The sequence below is a fragment of the Phenylobacterium sp. NIBR 498073 genome, from assembly GCF_027286305.1.
GTDB lineage: Bacteria > Pseudomonadota > Alphaproteobacteria > Caulobacterales > Caulobacteraceae > Phenylobacterium.
Genome location: NZ_CP114599.1, coordinates 921107 through 937009, shown reverse-complemented (window position 1 = coordinate 937009; position 15903 = coordinate 921107). Strand labels below are relative to the sequence as shown.

The following is a 15903-nucleotide window of genomic DNA, read 5'->3' as shown; positions in this document are numbered from 1 at the left end:
GGGAGGCTATTCCCGCTTCAGGACGCCCTCGGTGAGCAGCCGGCCCCACATGTTGGCGCGGAAGTCGGCCTTGATGCCCGCCTCGTCATAGGCGTCGCTGTCGACCCACTCCAGGAACGTCTGCCCCTTGGGCTCGCCCTCGGCCAGATAGCGCTCGAAGGTGTAGTCCAGCACGCCGGTCTTGCCCTGCTTCACATGCAGGTAGCGGATATGCAGCTGATCCAGCGCCTCGCGGATCGGCAGCCCCTTGCGGAAGTGCATGTAGAACACGCTCATGATGCCGGCCCGGTCCGCCCCGGACTTGCAGTGCATCAGGGCCGGATATTCGATCGTCTCGAACAGTTCCTTGGCGCCGTGGACTCGGGCGCGGCTCGGCACCTCGCGCGAGGTGATCGTGAAATCCACCAGCTTCAGGCCCAGGCGCTCGCAGGCGTCCTTCTCCAGCGCATGGAAGCTGGCGTCGAACCCGCCGCGCAGGTTGATCACCGTCTTGATGCCGCGCTTCTTCCACTCGGCCAGTTGATGGGGCCAGGGCTGGTTGGTGCGCACCAGCTCGTCGCTGATCCAATGGGCGTTGGAAAAGCCCAGGCGCAGATAAGCGTGATCCTTCCAGAGATAGTCCAGATAGGTCGCGACGCGCCCCTTGGGCGTGGTGAGGTCGAAATCGGCCAAGCGAGCTTCCTGCATTGCGCGCGCCTAGATAGGCGGTTCGGGACGCCAGCGGAAGCCGAGCGCGACGTCTGGTCCTAGGTCACTGGCTTCAGCACGGCCGTGAACCCTGCGACCTTGCCGCTGCTGGGCATCAGGGCGCAGGTGAAGGTGAAGTCGCGCCACGCCGAGCCTGAGCGCACCTGCCCCGCCCCGGTAAGGCTGCGGGTGCTGACCAGGGTCAGGGTCTTGGGGTCGTCGGTGCCCAGGAACACGCGATCGGCGTTGGGCACCTGCTTCTTCAGCGCCGGCAAAGCGGCCGGGCGACAGATCACCTCGGCCACCTTCTTGGCGTTGCTCCAGCCGCTCGCCAGGCGCCGTTCTTCCGGCGTCTTGAGGGCGGCGATGGACTTGGCGATCGCGGTGTTCTGGGCCCGCGACAGCTCGGGCTCCCGGCCAAGCGCGGCCGGCGGCGCGGCCGGCGGGGCCGGAACGGCAGGGATCGCCGGCGCGGCCTTGGCGGCGGCGGGCGGCGTGACCGCCTTTGCAGGCGGCGCGGCGGCGGCCTTGGCGGCGGGCGTGGCGGCGGGCGTGGCCGGGGTCGGCTGCCCGACCGCGACGGCGGGCGCCAACGCCAAGGCCAGGATGAATGCGACGGCGCGCATGACAGTCTCCATAGGGGCGACGACCACCGCCGCGCGCGCCCGATCGGGTGAGGATCGGCGGCACGCCACGGTTTCGCCCCGACCAACACCATATGCCGCCTTTGCGCCGGGCCAAGACGCCTTCTTGACTTCCCTGCGCCGAGAGCCGACCCCAGGACCGATGAGCGAGCCTGCCGCCGAACTGTCCACCCGCGCCGTCGTCGCCCGGATCGCACGCGTCTACATGGCGCCGCGCTGGAAGGGCTGGACCGTGGCCATGATCGCCGCGATCGCCGTGGCCTATCTGAGCGCCAGTCTGATCCAGATTCTTGAGCCGGCGATCAACGACCTGTTGGTTAATCACAAGCCCGGAACGCTGCTGGCGGTGCCGCTGACCATCGCCGGGCTGGCCCTCGCCCGCGGCCTGTCGCAGGTCATCCAGGCCACCCAGGTCAACCGCATCGGCAACGAGGTCGTCGGTCAGGTCCAGGTGCAGCTGTTCGGTAAGCTGGTGCGCGCCGACCTCGCCCGCCTGCGCGCCGGGCACACCGGCTCGTTCGTGTCGTCGGTGCTCTACGACGCCGGCCTGATCCGCGAGGCGGCCACCGCCGGGGTGATCAACTACACCCAGCACCTGCTGACCGTGATCGGGGCGATTGTCGTCATGGTCAGCAACGACCCGATGCTGTCGCTCACCCTCGTCGTGGCCGCGCCGCTGTCGACTTGGGTCATGCGCCGGTTCTCCAAACGCACGGTCAAGGCCACCAAGGGGGCCATGGCCGAGACCTCGGCGCTCTCGACCGCGATCATGGAAAGCCTCGACGGCGTGCGGGTGGTGAAGATCGAAAACCGCGAGGCCTATGAGGAAAACCGCGTCGCCGAGGTCGTGAAGCGCCGCCAGAAGTTCCTGGTCAAGGGCGCCAACGCCCGCGCCCGCGCCGCGCCCGCCACCGAGACCCTGATGACCCTGATCACCGCCGGGGTGATCGCCTACGCCGGCTGGCGATCGCAGTCTGGCGGCATGAACGTCGGGGCCTTCGTCGCCTTCATCGGCGCCCTGGGCCTGGCCTCGCAGTCGCTGCGCCAACTCGCCAACCTGCAGACGGTCATGGCCGAGGGTCTGTCGGCGGCGCGCCGCCTGTTCGCCGCGCTCGACGTCGAGCCCGAGGTCCGCGAACGGCCCGGCGCCAAGCCGCTGGTCATCACCGACGGCACGGTCGCCTTCGACGACGTCGGCTTCGCCTACAGCGCCGAGGACCGGCCGGCGCTGCGGGGTGTCAGCTTCGAGGTCAAGCGCGGCGAGACGGTCGCCCTGGTCGGCCCCTCGGGCGGCGGCAAGACCACGATCCTCAACCTGATCCCGCGCTTCTATGACGCCAGCAGCGGCAAGGTGACCATCGACGGGATCGACGTGCGCGACGTGACCCTCGCCTCGCTGCGCGACCATGTCGCCCTCGTCACCCAGGAGCCGTTCCTGTTCGACGAGACCATCCGCGCCAACATCGCCTACGGCCGGCCGGGCGCCACCCAGGAACAGGTGATCGAGGCCGCCAAGGCCGCGGCCGCCCACGAGTTCATCGGCGCCCTGCCCGAGGGCTATGACACCCTGGTCGGCGAGGCCGGCGCGCGGCTGTCCGGCGGCCAGCGCCAGCGCATCGCCATCGCCCGCGCCTTCCTCAAGGACGCGCCCATCCTGCTGCTCGACGAGGCCACCAGCGCCCTCGACACCGAGAGCGAGGCCCAGGTCCAGGCGGCGCTGTCGCGACTGATGCACGGGCGCGCCACCATCCTGATCGCTCACCGCCTGTCGACGGTGCGCGGCGCCGACCGCATCTATGTCATCGAGAAGGGCAAGGTGGTCGAGTCCGGCGACCACGCGGGCCTGATCAAGAAGCGCGGCCTCTACGCGCGGCTGGCCAAGAGCCAGGATCTCGACATGGAACCCGTGCTTTGAAGAACCTGCTGCGTAACCCCGGCGTGCAGACCTTTCTGAGCTGGCTGCTGTGGCTGCATCTGATCATCACGCTCAAAAGCCGCCGCTGGACGCACGACAACCTCGCCTGCGTGGAGCCGATCCTGCAGGACGGCAAACCGGCTGTGGCGTTGTTCTGGCACGGCAGCATCCCGCTGTGTCTTGGCCTGGCGCCCGTCTGGTGGCGGCGCGACAAGGTCCGCTGCATGGTCTCGCCCTCGGCTGACGGCGAGTTCATCGCCCAGGCCCTGTCGCGGGCCGGCTTTCCGGCCATCCGCACGTCCTCAGCCAAGAAGGGCGACACCAACAAGGCCCGCCAGGCGGTCGCGGCGATCCGCGAGGCCATCAACTGGGTCAACGGCGGCGGCGTGCTGATCGTCACCCCGGACGGCCCGCGCGGCCCGGCCGAGGTGATCGCCCCCGGCTCGCTGCAGATCGCCCGTAAGACCGGCGCGCCGATCTATCTGATGGGCCTGGCGGTCTCGCCGGCCATCGTGCTCGACACCTGGGACAAGGTCACCTTCGCCTGGCCGTTCGGCCGCGGGGCTACCGCCTGGGACGGCCCCTACTATGTGCCCGCCGACGCCGGCGAGGCCGAGATCGCGGCTCTGATCGAAGACCTGTCGGCCAAGCTGACCGCCACCACGCGGCGCGCCGAAGCCCTGGTCCGCCGACGTTGATCCTTCCGCGCCAGGGTGACACATAGAGCCATGGCGCACGACCACTCAGGCCATCGTCACGATGATCACGACCATGACCATGATCATGGCGCCCATGATCACGCCCACGGCCATTCCCACGGCCCTGGCGGTCATAGCCATGCCCCCAAGGACTTCGGCCGCGCCTTCGCCGTCGGGGTCGGGCTGAACTTCGCCTTCGTGCTGGCCGAGGCCGCCGTCGGCGTCTGGTCCGGGTCGCTGGCGCTGCTCGCCGACGCCGGGCACAACCTCTCGGACGTACTGAGCCTGTTGCTGGCCTGGGGCGCGACGATCCTGGCCAAGTCCGCCCCGACCTCGCGCCGCACCTACGGCCTGCGCAAGGCCACCATTCTCGCCTCGCTGGCCAATGCGGTGCTGCTGCTGGTCGCCGTCGGGGTCATCGTCTCCGAGGCCATCCACCGCTTCGCCGAGCCCGCGCCGATCGCCACCTGGCCGGTGATGATCGTCGCCGCCATCGGGGTGGTGATCAACACGGCCACGGCGCTGATGTTCATGAAGGGGCACGAGGACCTCAACATCCGCGGCGCCTTCCTGCACATGGCCGCCGACGCGGCGGTGTCGCTGGCCGTCATGATCGGCGCCGGCGCCATCGCGCTGACCGGCCTGTTGTGGATCGACCCGGCGCTCAGCCTGCTGATCGCCGCGGTGATCGTCATCGGCACCTGGGCGCTGCTGCGCGATTCGGTCGACCTCGTCCTGGACGCCGCCCCGCGCGGGATGGATGTCGAGGCTGTGCGCGCCTGGCTGCTGACGCGCCCGGGCGTCACCGAGGTCCACGACCTGCATATCTGGGCGATGAGCACCACCGAGACCGCCATGACCGCTCACGTCACGCGCCCCGAGAACGGCGACGGCGACGACTTTCTGCACGCGGCCTGCGAAGGCCTCGCCAGCAAGTTCGGCATTGGACATGCGACCCTCCAGGTCGAGACGGGGCACTCGGCGGCCTGCCGGCTCGCCAACGCCCACACGATCTGAGCCCGCCCCTTGCGTCCGCTTCCCCTCGCGCTCTACGCCGCCGCCACTGGGCTGGCCGAACCCCTGGCGCCCGGGCTCCTGCGCCGGCGCGCCGCCCGCGGCAAGGAGGACCCTGCCCGCATCGGCGAGCGCCTCGGCCGCGCCGGCGTCGCCCGCCCGCCAGGGCCGCTGATTTGGCTGCATGGGGTCAGCGTCGGTGAAAGTCTCTCACTGCTGCCGCTGGCCCAGGCGCTGGCGCGGCCTGGGCTGGCGCTCCTGGTCACTTCCGGGACCCGCACCTCGGCCGAACTTCTGGGCAAGCGCCTGCCGCCCGGCGCCATCCACCAGTATGCGCCGGTCGACGCGCCCGGCGCCGTTCGACGCTTTCTCGACCACTGGCGCCCGGACGCCGCCATCCAGGTCGAGAGCGAACTCTGGCCCAACCTGATCCTGGGGGCGAAGGCGCGCGGCGTGAAGCTGGCGCTGATCTCGGCGCGCATGACCCAGGCCAGCGCCGACGGATGGCGCCGCGCGCCCGCGGCGGCGCGGGCGGTGCTCGGCGCCTTCGACCTGATCCTGCCTCAGGACGCCGACACCGAGGCGCGGCTGCACGCCCTGGGCGCGACGACCGGGCCGCATCTGAACCTCAAGAACATCGGCGCGCCGCTGCCCGCCGATCCGGCGGAGCTCGAACGGCTGCGGGCTGCGATCGGCGATCGCCGGGTCATCCTGGCCGCCAGCACCCATCCGGGCGAGGACGAGATCATCGCCCGCGCCGCCGCCGGGACCGGCGCCTTGCTGATCGTCGCCCCACGCCATCCTGACCGCGGCCAAGCAGTCGCCGCGCTGCTGAGCCAGCTGGGCTATTCCACGGCGCGGCGGGCGGCGGGCGAGCCGCTGAGCGCCACGACCACCGCCTATGTGGCCGACACCCTGGGCGAGATGGGCCTGCTCTTCCGCGCCTGCGACGTCGTGGTGATGGGCGGCAGCTTCGTGCCCGGCGTCGGCGGCCACAATCCGCTGGAGCCGGCCCGGCTCGGGGTTCCGATCCTCACCGGTCCGGACGTGTTCAACGCCGCGGCCACCTACGAGGAGATGTTCGACCGCGTCGCCGCCATCCGCTGCGCCGGGGAAGCGGCCCTGGCCCGCGACCTGCGCGGGCTGCTGAACGAGCCGCTCATCGCGCCTCGGATCGGGCGCGCGGCGCTGGCCTACGCCGAACGCCAGGGCGCGGCGCTGGACCAGGCGCTGGCGCTGCTCAGCCCCCTGCTGCCGGCATGAAGCTCTCCACCCCACGCTGGTGGTACGTCCGCGAGGGCGCGCCCGCCCCGATCACCCGGGCTCTGCTGAAGCCGATGTCCTGGATCTGGACGGCGGCCACGGCGCGGCGCATGGCGCGCGCCCGGCCGGTCGATCCCGGGGCGCCAGTGATCTGCGTCGGCAACCTGACGGTCGGCGGCTCCGGCAAGACGCCGGTGGTGCGCGAACTGTTGCGCCGTCTGCCCGGCGCGCACGGCCTGTCGCGCGGCTACGGCGGCTCGGAGCACGGCCCGCTGCGGGTCGATCCGGCCCGCCACGCCGCCGCAGAGGTAGGTGACGAGCCGCTGATGCTCGCGGCCGAAGCGCCGATCTGGATCGCGCGCGACCGGGCCGCCGGCGCCCTGGCCGCCGTCGACGCCGGCGCGTCCGCCATCATCATGGACGACGGCCATCAGAACCCCAGCCTGAAGAAGGCTCTGTCGCTGGTCGTCGTCGATGGCGAGACCCGCAACGGGGTCTGGCCGCTAGGCGACGGCTCGGTGTTCCCGGCCGGGCCGCTGCGCGAACCGCTGGCGGTCGGGCTGGCGCGGGCCGACGCGGTGATACTGATGTTACCGGCCGACCTGGAGCGGCCTGACCCCGAGCTGCTGGCCGCGCTCGCCGCCAAGCCGGTGCTGGTCGCGCGCCTTGAACCGGCCGAACCGCCCCCTCCCGGACCGCAGGTGGGCTTCGCCGGCATCGGCATGCCCTGGAAGGTCGAGCGGGCGCTGAAGGCCGCGGGCTGCGAGTTGGTCGACTTCGTGCCGTTCCCCGACCACTTCGCCTATGACGCCGCCGCCCTGAAGCTGATCGAGGGCCGCGCCGAGATCTTCGACGCTGGCCTGGTGACCACCGAAAAGGACTGGGTGCGGCTGCCGCCTGCCTGGCGCGACCGCGCGCGGGCCTGGCCCGTGCGCGCGGTGTTCGAGGACGAGGCCGCCCTCGAACGCCTGCTGGCCCCTTATCGCTAGAAGATCGGCTGCGCGGGTTCCGGTTGCGCGGGCGCGGCCGGCGACGGCGCAGGCGCGGCCTCAGGCGGCGGCGCGGCCGGGTCGGCCGGCTCCACCGGCATGAGATCGTCGATCGACAGTTCCGGGGCCTCGACCGGCGGCGGCGCGACGGGGGCCAGGCCGATCTGGCGGCCATTGGCGCGCACCACGCCCTTGCTCATCGCGAACCGCGCGAAGTCGCGCCAGATCTCGGCCGGGAGGCCTGCGCCCGCCACGCCGTTCATCGGGCTGTTGTCGTCGTTGCCGACCCACACGCCGATGACCAGATCGCCGACGTAACCGAGATAGAGCGCGTCACGATAATCCTGGGTCGTGCCGGTCTTGCCGTAGGCGTACGGCGAGACGTTGCCGCCGTTGGCGGTGCCGAAGGTGACCGCCGCACGCAGCATGTCGCGCAGGCCGTCGCGCTCCTTGGCTGGCAGCTCGTGCGGCGCGGGCTTTCGGGCCTGGATGACGCCGTAGGGGATCACCGGGTAGCGCCCGCCCGCCACGCCGGCATAGGCCGCGGTGAGGTCCAGCAGCGTCGTCGGCGCAGTGCCGAGCGCCAGGGTCAGATCGGGCGGAAATTGCGAATGCAGGCCCATGTCTTCGGCGGCCTTGATGATCGCCCCGCGCCCGACCTGCTGGGCCAGGCGCGCGGCGGCCACGTTCGACGAGCCTGCGAAGGCGTTGCGCAGGTGGATTTCGCGATTGGCGTAGTGGCCCTCGTGGTTCTTCGGCGACCAGTCGGCGATGGTCACCGGGGCGTCGAGGATCAGGCTGTCGGGGGTCATGCCCTGGCGCAGGGCGGCCTGGTAGACGAACAGCTTGAACGCCGAGCCCGGCTGGCGCTGGGCGTCGGTGACGCGGTTGAATTGGCTGGTCTTGTAGTCGTCGCCGCCGACCATCACGATCACCCGGCCGTCCGGGCGCATGGCGACCAGCGCCGCCTGGCTGGCGTGGAGATAGCCGCCGTGGCGCTTGAGGGCCGTGCGCACGATCTCCTCGGCGCGGTCCTGCAGGATCGAATCCAGCGTGGTCGGGACCATCACCTCGCCATAGGCGGCCTCGAACGCCTCACGCGCCTGGGACGAGACCCAGTCGGCGAAGTAAGAGCCGACCGGCAGCTTCTCGCGGCCGGAACGGACGCTGGCCGGGCGGACGCCGCGGGCCTGCTGCGGCGTTATGACGCCCTGCTCCTCCATGGCCGCGACCACGATCCGGGCTCGGGCGCGGGCGGCGGCGAGATCCTCTGTCGGCGCCAGGCGCGAGGGCGCTTTGACCATACCGGCCAGCATCGCCGCCTCGCCGATCGAGAGCGTCTCGGGGGTCTTATCGAAGTAGTGCCGAGCTGCGGCCCGCAGGCCGAACACCCCGTCGCCGAAATAGACAGTGGAAAGGTAGCGCGAGAGGATCTCGTCCTTCGACAGCCGCGCCTCGAGATAGAGCGCGATCATCGCTTCCTGGGCCTTGCGGCGCAGGCTGCGCTTGTTGCTGAGGAAGGCGTTCTTCGCCAGCTGCTGTGTGATGGTCGAGCCGCCCTGCTGGACCTCGCCGGCCGAGACATTGCGCTGCAGGGCGCGGGTCAAGGCCTTCAAATCTATGCCGAAATGGCTGTAGAAGCGCCGGTCCTCAATGGCGATGAACGCGCCGGGAACATACTTGGGCAGCTTGGTCGCATCGACCGGCTGCTCCTTGTAGGAGCCGCGCCGGGCGAACGGCTTGCCGTCGGCGGTGACCAGCACCAGCGTTGGATCGGGCAACGGCTCCAACGCCCGCCCCAGCGGCAGCGACCAGACCATGAAGACGATCACGGCGACCATGGCGAGCACCGCGCCAGCGGCGATCTGCCAGGGGCGGCGGCGCCAGATCGGCGGCCGTTCGCGCACGACTTCGGGTGCGCCGGTAAGCTCGGTCATGGGGCTCCGTACTCGGACGTTGGGCGATCGGCCGATCGCCCTCTTCGCACGCCGCGAGAGACCTTGCTAGGCCCCCGCCCGCTGGGCGTACTCCCACGCCGACTTGGCCAGCAGAGGCACCCGCTCGGCCATCGCCGCGGCCTGCGGGCTGTTGGCCGTGCCGTCGCGCACCCGGCCGACGATGCCCTGGCAGATCCCGGCCAGGCGGAACATGTTGTAGGACAGGAACCAGTCGAGGTGATGCAGGCCCGAGCGGCCGGTGCGGGCGCAATAGGCCTCGACCGCCTCCTCGATGGTCGGGATGCCATGCGCCTTCAGGTCGGGCAGCTGCGAGATGGTGCCGTTGACCCAGTTCATCAGGAGATAGGTGAAGTCGGCGAGCGGTTCGCCGAGGGTGCCCAGCTCCCAGTCGAGCACGGCGATGACGCGCGGCTCGGTCGGGTGGATGACCATGTTGTCCAGGCGGTAGTCGCCATGGACGATCGAGGTGCGCTCCTGCTCGGGCAGGGTCTTGGGCAGCCAGTCGATCAGCCGCTCCATCTCCTCGATGTGGACGGTTTCCGAGGCCTTGTACTGCTTGGTCCAACGGTCGACCTGACGGCCCATATAGTTGCCGGGCTTGCCGTAGTCGCCGAGGCCGATGGCCTGGTAGTCGGTGTTATGCAGGTCGGCCAGGGTGTTGATCTTGGCCATGAAGATCGCATGGCGCTCGGCCGGCTCGTACTGCGGCAGCTGCTGGTCCCAGAGGATCCGCCCTTCGACCATGTCCATCACGTAGAACATGGTGCCGATGACCGCCTCGTCCGTGCAGAGGCCGTAGGAGCGAGCGACCGGGAAACCGGTCGGGTAGAGCGCGGTGATCACCTTGTACTCGCGGTCGACCGCGTGCGCCGAGGGCAGCAGCTTGCCCGGCGGCTTGCGCCGCATGACGTATTTCTTGGTCGGGGTGATCAGCTGATAGGTCGGGTTCGACTGGCCGCCCTTGAACTGGCGCACTTCCAGCGGACCGGCGTAGCCCTCGACATTGGCCTGCATCCAGGCGGCCAGCGCGGCCTCATCGAAACGATGGGACTCGGCGACCTCCTTGGTGCCGCTGTTGAGCTGTTCGCGCTGCTGCTCGGCGGTGTCGGACATGGCGGTTCCCTCGGCGGTTCGTACAGTTGTTTGAACCACCATACCGAGGCCACGGCATGGCGAGCAAGCCGTTCCGCGGCGGGAACGTCAGCGGGGCTGCAACGCCCGCCAGCCGATGTCGGTGCGATGGAAGCCGCCCGGCCAGTCGATCCGCGCGATCGCCGCATAGGCCTTGTCGCGAGCCGCCTGCAGGGTCGCGCCGCGGGCGCAGACGTTCAGCACCCGCCCGCCCGAGGCCCGCAGGGTCCCGTCGGCGTCGCGCGAGGTGCCGGCGTGAAAGACCGCGACGTCCGGCCCGAAGTCCTGTTCCGCGCCTCGGATGATCGAGCCTGTGACCGGGCTCTCCGGATAGCCGTCGGCGGCCAGCACCACGCAGATCGCCGACTCGTCGCGCCAGACCGGCGCCGGCATCTGGCCCAGCGTGCCGTTGGCGCAGGCCACGAGATAGGGAACCAGGTCGCTCTCCAGGCGCAGCATCAGCACCTGGCATTCGGGATCGCCGAAGCGGACGTTGAACTCGACCAGCTTGGGGCCGTCCTTGGTGGCCATCAGCTCGACGAACAGCACGCCCTTGTAGGGCGCGCCTTCCGCGGCGATGCCGGCGAAGGCGGGCTCGGCCAGGCGCGTGCGGACCTGCTCAACGAGGTCGGGCGTAAAGACCGGGGCCGGCGAATAGGTGCCCATGCCGCCGGTGTTCGGACCGACCTCGCCGTCATAGGCGCGCTTATGGTCCTGGGCCGCGCCGAAGACGATGGAGTCCTTGCCGTCGCAGAGCGCGAACAGCGAGCCGATCTCGCCCTCTAGGAACTCCTCGATCACCACCCGCGCGCCGGCCGCCCCGAACCGCCCGCCCAGGGCGTCGTCGATGGCGGCTTCGGCTTCGGCCCGGTCCTGGGCGATGACCACGCCCTTCCCCGCCGCAAGGCCGTCGGCCTTGATTACATAGGGCGGCTGGAACGCGTCGAGCGCGGCCTTGCCGGCCTCTGCGGTGTCGCAGACCTTGTAGCCGGAGGTCGGCAAGCCATGGCGGTCGGTGAAGGCCTTGGTGAAGGCCTTGGACGATTCCAGCTGGCCGGCGGCGGCGACCGGGCCGAAACACGGGATCTGCGCCGCGTTGAGCGCGTCGGCGAGGCCAGCCTCGACAGAAACCTCCGGGCCGATGACCACTAGGTCGGCGGGCATCTCCTTGGCCAGCGCCAGCAGGCCGGCGACGTCGGTGGCCTTCAGCGGCGCGAGCTCGCCTAAGGCGGCCATGCCCGGATTGCCCGGCGCCATTACCAGACGCTTCACCAGCGGCGAGGCCGCGATCTTCCAGGCCAGCGCATGTTCGCGCCCGCCCGAGCCGACGAGGAGGATGTTCATGAGCGAGCGTTTGGCGCGCGCAGGCGCGGCGGTCAAGGATGGGGAACGCCGGGCCCGCCGTCGATCCAGCGCCGAACTGTCGCCCGGGCGCGTTCCGACGTTTTGGCGGGCGGGCGGCTGGGCGGAGCGGTGACCTCGAGCACCACCCCGTCCGGGTCCTGGAAGTAGATCGACTGCTGGGCGCCGTGGTCTTCTTCCCAGTAGCGGACGCCGGCCTCCCTCAGGCGCATTCGCCAATTGGCGAGCTCGGCGACGGCGTCGGCTGACATCGCGTAGTGGCGGGCGTCCTTGGGAAGGTCGCGATAGAGCGGCGCCGGCGCCCCCTTCAGCTCCACCAGCACGATCTCGCCGCCGCCCGGCAAGGCGAAGATCATCATCAACCAGGCGTAGTCGCCCCAGTCGTCGCCCTCGTGGGCCTCGACGAGCTCAAGCCCGACGACATCGCGATAGAAGGCGAGGCTGGCGCCGGCGTCGCGCACCGGAAACACCACATGGTCCAGCTTCAGCATGCCGGCCGTCCTCCGCGGGGAGGCGGCCAGCATAGCACACGCGCCTAGCTCCAGATTCGGAAATGCTTCGAGAGCTTCAGCCCCTGGCGCTGGTAGTGCGAGCCGCCTTCGCCGTAGAGACGGGCAGGTTTCGCGGTCAGCGGCTCATAAACCAGCCGAGCGACGGTCTGGCCGTCCTCGAGCAGAAACGGCGTCTCGTGGCTGCGCACCTCGAGCACGCCGCGCGAGCCGACGCCGCCCGCCTCCTCGGTGCCGAAGCCCGGATCGAAGAAGCCGGCGTAGTGGACACGGAACTCGCCGACCGAGGGATCGATCGGGGTCATTTCCGCCGCCTCCATGACCGGGATCTCCACGGCCTCCTTAGAGGCCAGGATGTAGAACTCGCCCGGGTCGAGCAGCAGCTCGCCGCGGCGCGGGATCAGCGGCTCCCAGAAGTCCTTGGGGTCGTGGCCGTCGACGTGGTCCATGTCGACCACCCCGGCATGGCGGCGCGCGCGGAAGCCGGCGACGCCATCGGAGAGGTCGACCCCGACGCTGCGCACCTGGAGCTTCGGCGGCTCGCCGCGCTTCAGACGCAGCTGGTTCAGGCGGGTGGAGGTGCGCACCAAGATCGAGAAGGTCTGCGGCGCGATCTCGATGAAGGTCGGTCCGGCGTATCCTTCGGCCACGTCGTCGAAGGCGACGGAATTGTTGGTCAGCAGTCGCACGAACACATCGACCCGGCCGGTCGAGCTCTTGGGATTGGCTCGGGCCGAGATGCCCTTGGGCAGCGCCAGGCCTTCCTGCAGCTCGGCGATGTAGACGCAGCCCTTTTCGAGCACCGCGCCACGGGTCAGGTCGAGTTCGTGCATCGCCACGTCCTCAAGGCGCTGCGGCACGGTGCGCCCCAGCCCGGGCAGGAACGAGGCGCGTACGCGCCAGGCCCGCGCGCCCAGGCGCAGGTCGAGGCTGGCGGGCTGCACCTGGTCGAGGTCGAACGGGCGGGATGACGTGATGGCGCCCGCAGCGATCAGCTCGTCGATGGATTGGGAAGGCAGGATACCGGGGGCGTGGCTCATCGCCGCGACACTCGCCGTCCGCCACGAGTCTGGCAAGGCTGGAGGCCCGCTTCACCTGCAAGCTGCGGCAGATTTTCACTGGTGGCGGAGGCCAGGACCGAGGTTTAGAACGCCCAACCTAAGCTGAAAGGAACCACCATGGCCGAAGACAAGCGCGACTGGGAGCTCGAGACCAAGCTGGTGCGCGGCGGCATGGCGCGCACGCCCTACGGAGAGATTTCCGAGGCGCTGTTCCTGACCCAGAGCTTTTCGTACGAGAGCGCCGGCGCCGCCGACAAGCGCTTCTCCGGCGAGGAGCCGGGCTTCATCTACCAGCGCTTCGGCAACCCGACGACGCAGATGTTCGAGGATCGCCTGGCGCTGCTGGAAGGCGCCGAGGTCTGCAAGGCCACCGCCTCGGGCATGGCGGCGGTGCATGTGGCGCTGCAGGGCCTGGTGCGGGCCGGCGACCACATCGTCGCGGGCCGGGCGCTGTTCGGCTCCTGCCGCTGGATCCTGTCGGATTGGATGCCGCGCTTCGGCGTCGAGGTGACCTATGTCGACGCCACCGACCTCACCGCCTGGAAGAACGCGGTGCGGCCCAACACCAAGGCCTTCCTGGTCGAAAGCCCGGCCAACCCGCTGCTGGAAGTGACCGCCATCGGCGCCGTCGCCGAGATCGCCCATGCGGCCGGCGGCAAGCTGGTGGTCGACAACGTGTTCGCCACGCCGGTCTTCCAGAAGCCGCTGGCCCTGGGCGCCGACATCGTCGTCTACTCGGCCACCAAGCACATCGACGGCCAGGGCCGGGTGCTGGGCGGCGCGATCCTCGGCGCCGAGCAGCTGATGACCGAGGCGTACAAGGACATCCTGCGCCACACCGGGCCGGCCCTGTCGCCGTTCAACGCCTGGGTCCTGCTCAAGGGCCTGGAGACCCTGGAGCTGCGCGTCACCCGCCAGGCTCAGAACGCGGCCAAGATCGCCGACGTCGTCGCCGCCCATTCGAAGGCCAAGACGGTGCTCTATCCGACCCGGCCCGATCACCCGCAGGCGGCGCTCGTCGCCAACCAGATGACCGGCGGCGGCAATGTCGTGGCCTTCGACCTGGGCAGCCGCGAAGCCGCCTGGCGGTTCCTGGACACGCTGGAGATCATCGACATCTCCAACAACCTCGGCGACGCCAAGTCGATGGCGACGCACCCCTGCACCACCACGCACCGCTCGATGCCTGAGGCCGAGCGGCTGGAAATCGGCCTGACCGAGGGCTGGGTGCGGATGAGCGTCGGGCTCGAAGGCGCCGGCGACCTGACCCGCGACGTCAGCCGCGCGCTGGACGCGGCCTGAACTTGAGCGCCTGATCGCAGGGCTTTCCATCGGGAGGCCCTGCGATGACCCGGACGCACTCGCTGATCGGCTACGAAGAGCCGACCCTGAGCCGCAGTTTTCCGGCGCAGTACGGCCCCTATTTCGCCAACGTGCCGCGCTGGCTGCCGCGGCTGCGGCCTTGGAAGGGTTAGGTCAGCCAGGCCAGGATTTCCGCGCTCATCTCCAGCGGATAGGCGTGCGCGAGGTCGGGAAGCTCTTGATAGGCGACGTCGGCGCCGGCCGCGTCCAAGGCGCGGACGGCCTCGCGCGCCATATCGACCGGGAACATCCAATCCAGCGCCCCGTGAACGACCTGGATCGGCAGGCCGCGCAGGCGCTCGGGAGCGGCCATCTGGGCCAGCATCGGGTGGAAGGCGGCCGCCACCGGCGCCAGATGGGTGAACGGGGAGGCCGGCTCCAGCCCGCTCACATAGCTGAAGGTGCCTCCGTCGCTCATGCCGGTGAGCAGCAAGCGTTGGCTGTCCAGGGTCCAGCGCGCGCCGACCTCGGAGATGATGTGCGCCAAATTCGGAGTGTCGAGATCCGGGCCGGTCAGCGCCCAGGTCTGGCCGATCGCGGTCGGAGCCACCACGATCGCGCCGTGGCTGCGGGCGGCGCGCAGCCAGCTCCACAGGAACGCCCGGCCGTTTCCCGAACCCCCGTGCAGGGCGACGACCAGCGGCCAGGCGCGGTCGGGGGAATAGTACTCCGGCACATAGACCGAGAACGCGCCGCGCGCGCCCGGTTCGCCGCCGCCGTGCATGACGCCGGTGTGCGGAGCCGGAGCGTTGAAGCGCGCCTGCAGTTCTGCGTCACTGCGAACGGCAGGCTCCAGGAAGAAGCGGCTCACCGGCGGCAGCAGGCCGGCCAGGGGATAGAGCGCTTCGAGCGCCCGCGGCCCATGGCGCAGCGCCTTGAACGACTGCATCACGTCGCCGGCCGCCGCGCCCGCGCGCAGGCCCTCGAAGGCGGAAATGACCGCCTGGCCGACCTCTTCCAACGGCCCCCGCAGCGCCGCGACCGGGCCCTGCCAGGCGATCGCCCTTTGGAGGTGTTCGTGCAGGGCCGCCTCGGGCGCGCCGACCGCGGCCAGCAACGCGGGCAGGTCCGGCGGGTTCAGCCGCCGGCCGATCAAGGCGAGCGCCTCCAAGGCGCCCAGAAGCGCGCCGGTCAGGGCGGCGAGTTCGTCAAATTCGCGGTCAGCGTCGTCCATGCCGCCATAGTCGCGTCAGCGGGCGCAGGAGACCAGCCCGCAAAGGCTAGCATCCCGGGTTCGGCGCAGCCGAAGACTGGGACCCATTCGCGCCAAACGGCGAGACTCGAGCTGGAGACTATAGCACCATGTGTTC

General features: G+C 70.3%; 15 protein-coding genes. 7 read left to right on the top strand and 8 right to left on the bottom strand.

Translation table 11 applies throughout. From position 1 onward, the window contains the following. Window positions 1–6: 6 nt before the first annotated feature. Together O4N75_RS04765 and O4N75_RS04760 are read right to left on the bottom strand one after the other, a co-directional pair. Complete coding sequence (locus O4N75_RS04765) at window positions 7–672, bottom strand: sulfur transferase domain-containing protein (protein WP_269628217.1); 666 nt, start codon at window positions 670–672, stop codon at window positions 7–9. Between the two features lie 74 nt (window positions 673–746). Next, window positions 747–1313: a hypothetical protein gene (locus O4N75_RS04760; RefSeq protein ID WP_269628216.1), complete on the bottom strand. Its 567-nt coding sequence runs from the start codon at window positions 1311–1313 to the stop codon at window positions 747–749. Between the two features lie 160 nt (window positions 1314–1473). On the opposite strand from O4N75_RS04760, the gene O4N75_RS04755 reads away from it, so the two are divergent. Genes O4N75_RS04755 through lpxK form a run of 5 tightly spaced genes read left to right on the top strand, consistent with a single transcriptional unit; the run spans window position 1474 to window position 7210 of the window. Beyond that, on the top strand, window positions 1474–3246 hold the full coding sequence (locus O4N75_RS04755; protein WP_269628215.1) for an ABC transporter transmembrane domain-containing protein: 1773 nt from the start codon (window positions 1474–1476) through the stop codon (window positions 3244–3246). Then, entirely contained in the window at window positions 3243–3944 is a 702-nt protein-coding gene (locus O4N75_RS04750) for a lysophospholipid acyltransferase family protein (RefSeq protein WP_269628214.1), read from the top strand. Before O4N75_RS04755 ends, O4N75_RS04750 begins: the two co-directional genes overlap by 4 nt. 30 nt (window positions 3945–3974) lie before the next feature. Further along, complete coding sequence (locus tag O4N75_RS04745; protein ID WP_269628213.1) at window positions 3975–4961, top strand: cation diffusion facilitator family transporter; 987 nt, start codon at window positions 3975–3977, stop codon at window positions 4959–4961. 9 nt (window positions 4962–4970) lie between these two features. Then, on the top strand, window positions 4971–6221 hold the full coding sequence (locus tag O4N75_RS04740; RefSeq protein ID WP_269628212.1) for a 3-deoxy-D-manno-octulosonic acid transferase: 1251 nt from the start codon (window positions 4971–4973) through the stop codon (window positions 6219–6221). Further along, window positions 6218–7210 (top strand): tetraacyldisaccharide 4'-kinase, encoded by a 993-nt coding sequence (gene lpxK, locus O4N75_RS04735; protein WP_269628211.1) that lies wholly within the window; start codon window positions 6218–6220, stop codon window positions 7208–7210. Before O4N75_RS04740 ends, lpxK begins: the two co-directional genes overlap by 4 nt. Here the strand turns inward: lpxK and O4N75_RS04730 are convergent. The 5 genes from O4N75_RS04730 to O4N75_RS04710 all read right to left on the bottom strand — a co-directional run bounded on the left by O4N75_RS04730 (window position 7207) and on the right by O4N75_RS04710 (window position 13210). Then, on the bottom strand, window positions 7207–9147 hold the full coding sequence (locus tag O4N75_RS04730; protein WP_269628210.1) for a transglycosylase domain-containing protein: 1941 nt from the start codon (window positions 9145–9147) through the stop codon (window positions 7207–7209). The genes lpxK and O4N75_RS04730 overlap by 4 nt on opposite strands. Window positions 9148–9213: 66 nt before the next feature. Continuing rightward, the gene (locus O4N75_RS04725; protein WP_269628209.1) at window positions 9214–10281 is read right to left on the bottom strand and encodes a phosphotransferase family protein; all 1068 of its coding nucleotides are present in this window, start codon (window positions 10279–10281) and stop codon (window positions 9214–9216) included. 87 nt (window positions 10282–10368) lie between these two features. Further along, entirely contained in the window at window positions 10369–11643 is a 1275-nt protein-coding gene (gene purD, locus O4N75_RS04720; protein WP_269628208.1) for a phosphoribosylamine--glycine ligase, read from the bottom strand. A 32-nt stretch (window positions 11644–11675) separates the two neighbouring features. Next, a complete protein-coding gene (locus tag O4N75_RS04715; RefSeq protein WP_269628206.1) occupies window positions 11676–12152 on the bottom strand; it encodes a VOC family protein in 477 nt (158 codons plus the stop codon). A 44-nt stretch (window positions 12153–12196) separates the two neighbouring features. Beyond that, window positions 12197–13210 carry a 2'-deoxycytidine 5'-triphosphate deaminase gene (locus O4N75_RS04710; RefSeq protein WP_269628205.1) on the bottom strand — a complete coding sequence of 338 codons (1014 nt, stop codon included), beginning with the start codon at window positions 13208–13210 and terminating at the stop codon, window positions 12197–12199. Window positions 13211–13348: 138 nt separating this feature from the next. Here O4N75_RS04710 and metZ point away from each other — a divergent pair, with 138 nt between their 5' ends. Both metZ and O4N75_RS04700 read left to right on the top strand, forming a co-directional pair. After that, on the top strand, window positions 13349–14533 hold the full coding sequence (gene metZ / locus O4N75_RS04705; RefSeq protein WP_269628204.1) for an O-succinylhomoserine sulfhydrylase: 1185 nt from the start codon (window positions 13349–13351) through the stop codon (window positions 14531–14533). Window positions 14534–14577: 44 nt separating this feature from the next. Then, a complete protein-coding gene (locus O4N75_RS04700) occupies window positions 14578–14706 on the top strand; it encodes a hypothetical protein (protein ID WP_269628203.1) in 129 nt (42 codons plus the stop codon). Here the strand turns inward: O4N75_RS04700 and O4N75_RS04695 are convergent. Continuing rightward, a complete protein-coding gene (locus O4N75_RS04695) occupies window positions 14703–15767 on the bottom strand; it encodes a hypothetical protein (protein ID WP_269628201.1) in 1065 nt (354 codons plus the stop codon). The two genes, O4N75_RS04700 and O4N75_RS04695, sit on opposite strands and share 4 nt — an antisense overlap. Between the last annotated feature and the right edge of the window lie 136 nt (window positions 15768–15903).

Excerpts from the sequence above, each read along its gene's own strand:
- O4N75_RS04760 (WP_269628216.1), bottom strand. The coding sequence starts at position 1,313 with ATGCGCGCCGTCGCATTCATCCTGGCCTTGGCGTTGGCGCCCGCCGTC.
- O4N75_RS04755 (WP_269628215.1), top strand. The coding sequence starts at position 1,474 with ATGAGCGAGCCTGCCGCCGAACTGTCCACCCGCGCCGTCGTCGCCCGG.
- O4N75_RS04745 (WP_269628213.1), top strand. The coding sequence starts at position 3,975 with ATGGCGCACGACCACTCAGGCCATCGTCACGATGATCACGACCATGAC.
- lpxK (WP_269628211.1), top strand. The coding sequence starts at position 6,218 with ATGAAGCTCTCCACCCCACGCTGGTGGTACGTCCGCGAGGGCGCGCCC.
- O4N75_RS04730 (WP_269628210.1), bottom strand. The coding sequence starts at position 9,147 with ATGACCGAGCTTACCGGCGCACCCGAAGTCGTGCGCGAACGGCCGCCG.
- O4N75_RS04725 (WP_269628209.1), bottom strand. The coding sequence starts at position 10,281 with ATGTCCGACACCGCCGAGCAGCAGCGCGAACAGCTCAACAGCGGCACC.
- purD (WP_269628208.1), bottom strand. The coding sequence starts at position 11,643 with ATGAACATCCTCCTCGTCGGCTCGGGCGGGCGCGAACATGCGCTGGCC.
- O4N75_RS04715 (WP_269628206.1), bottom strand. The coding sequence starts at position 12,152 with ATGCTGAAGCTGGACCATGTGGTGTTTCCGGTGCGCGACGCCGGCGCC.
- O4N75_RS04710 (WP_269628205.1), bottom strand. The coding sequence starts at position 13,210 with ATGAGCCACGCCCCCGGTATCCTGCCTTCCCAATCCATCGACGAGCTG.
- metZ (WP_269628204.1), top strand. The coding sequence starts at position 13,349 with ATGGCCGAAGACAAGCGCGACTGGGAGCTCGAGACCAAGCTGGTGCGC.
- O4N75_RS04700 (WP_269628203.1), top strand. The coding sequence starts at position 14,578 with ATGACCCGGACGCACTCGCTGATCGGCTACGAAGAGCCGACCCTGAGC.
- O4N75_RS04695 (WP_269628201.1), bottom strand. The coding sequence starts at position 15,767 with ATGGACGACGCTGACCGCGAATTTGACGAACTCGCCGCCCTGACCGGC.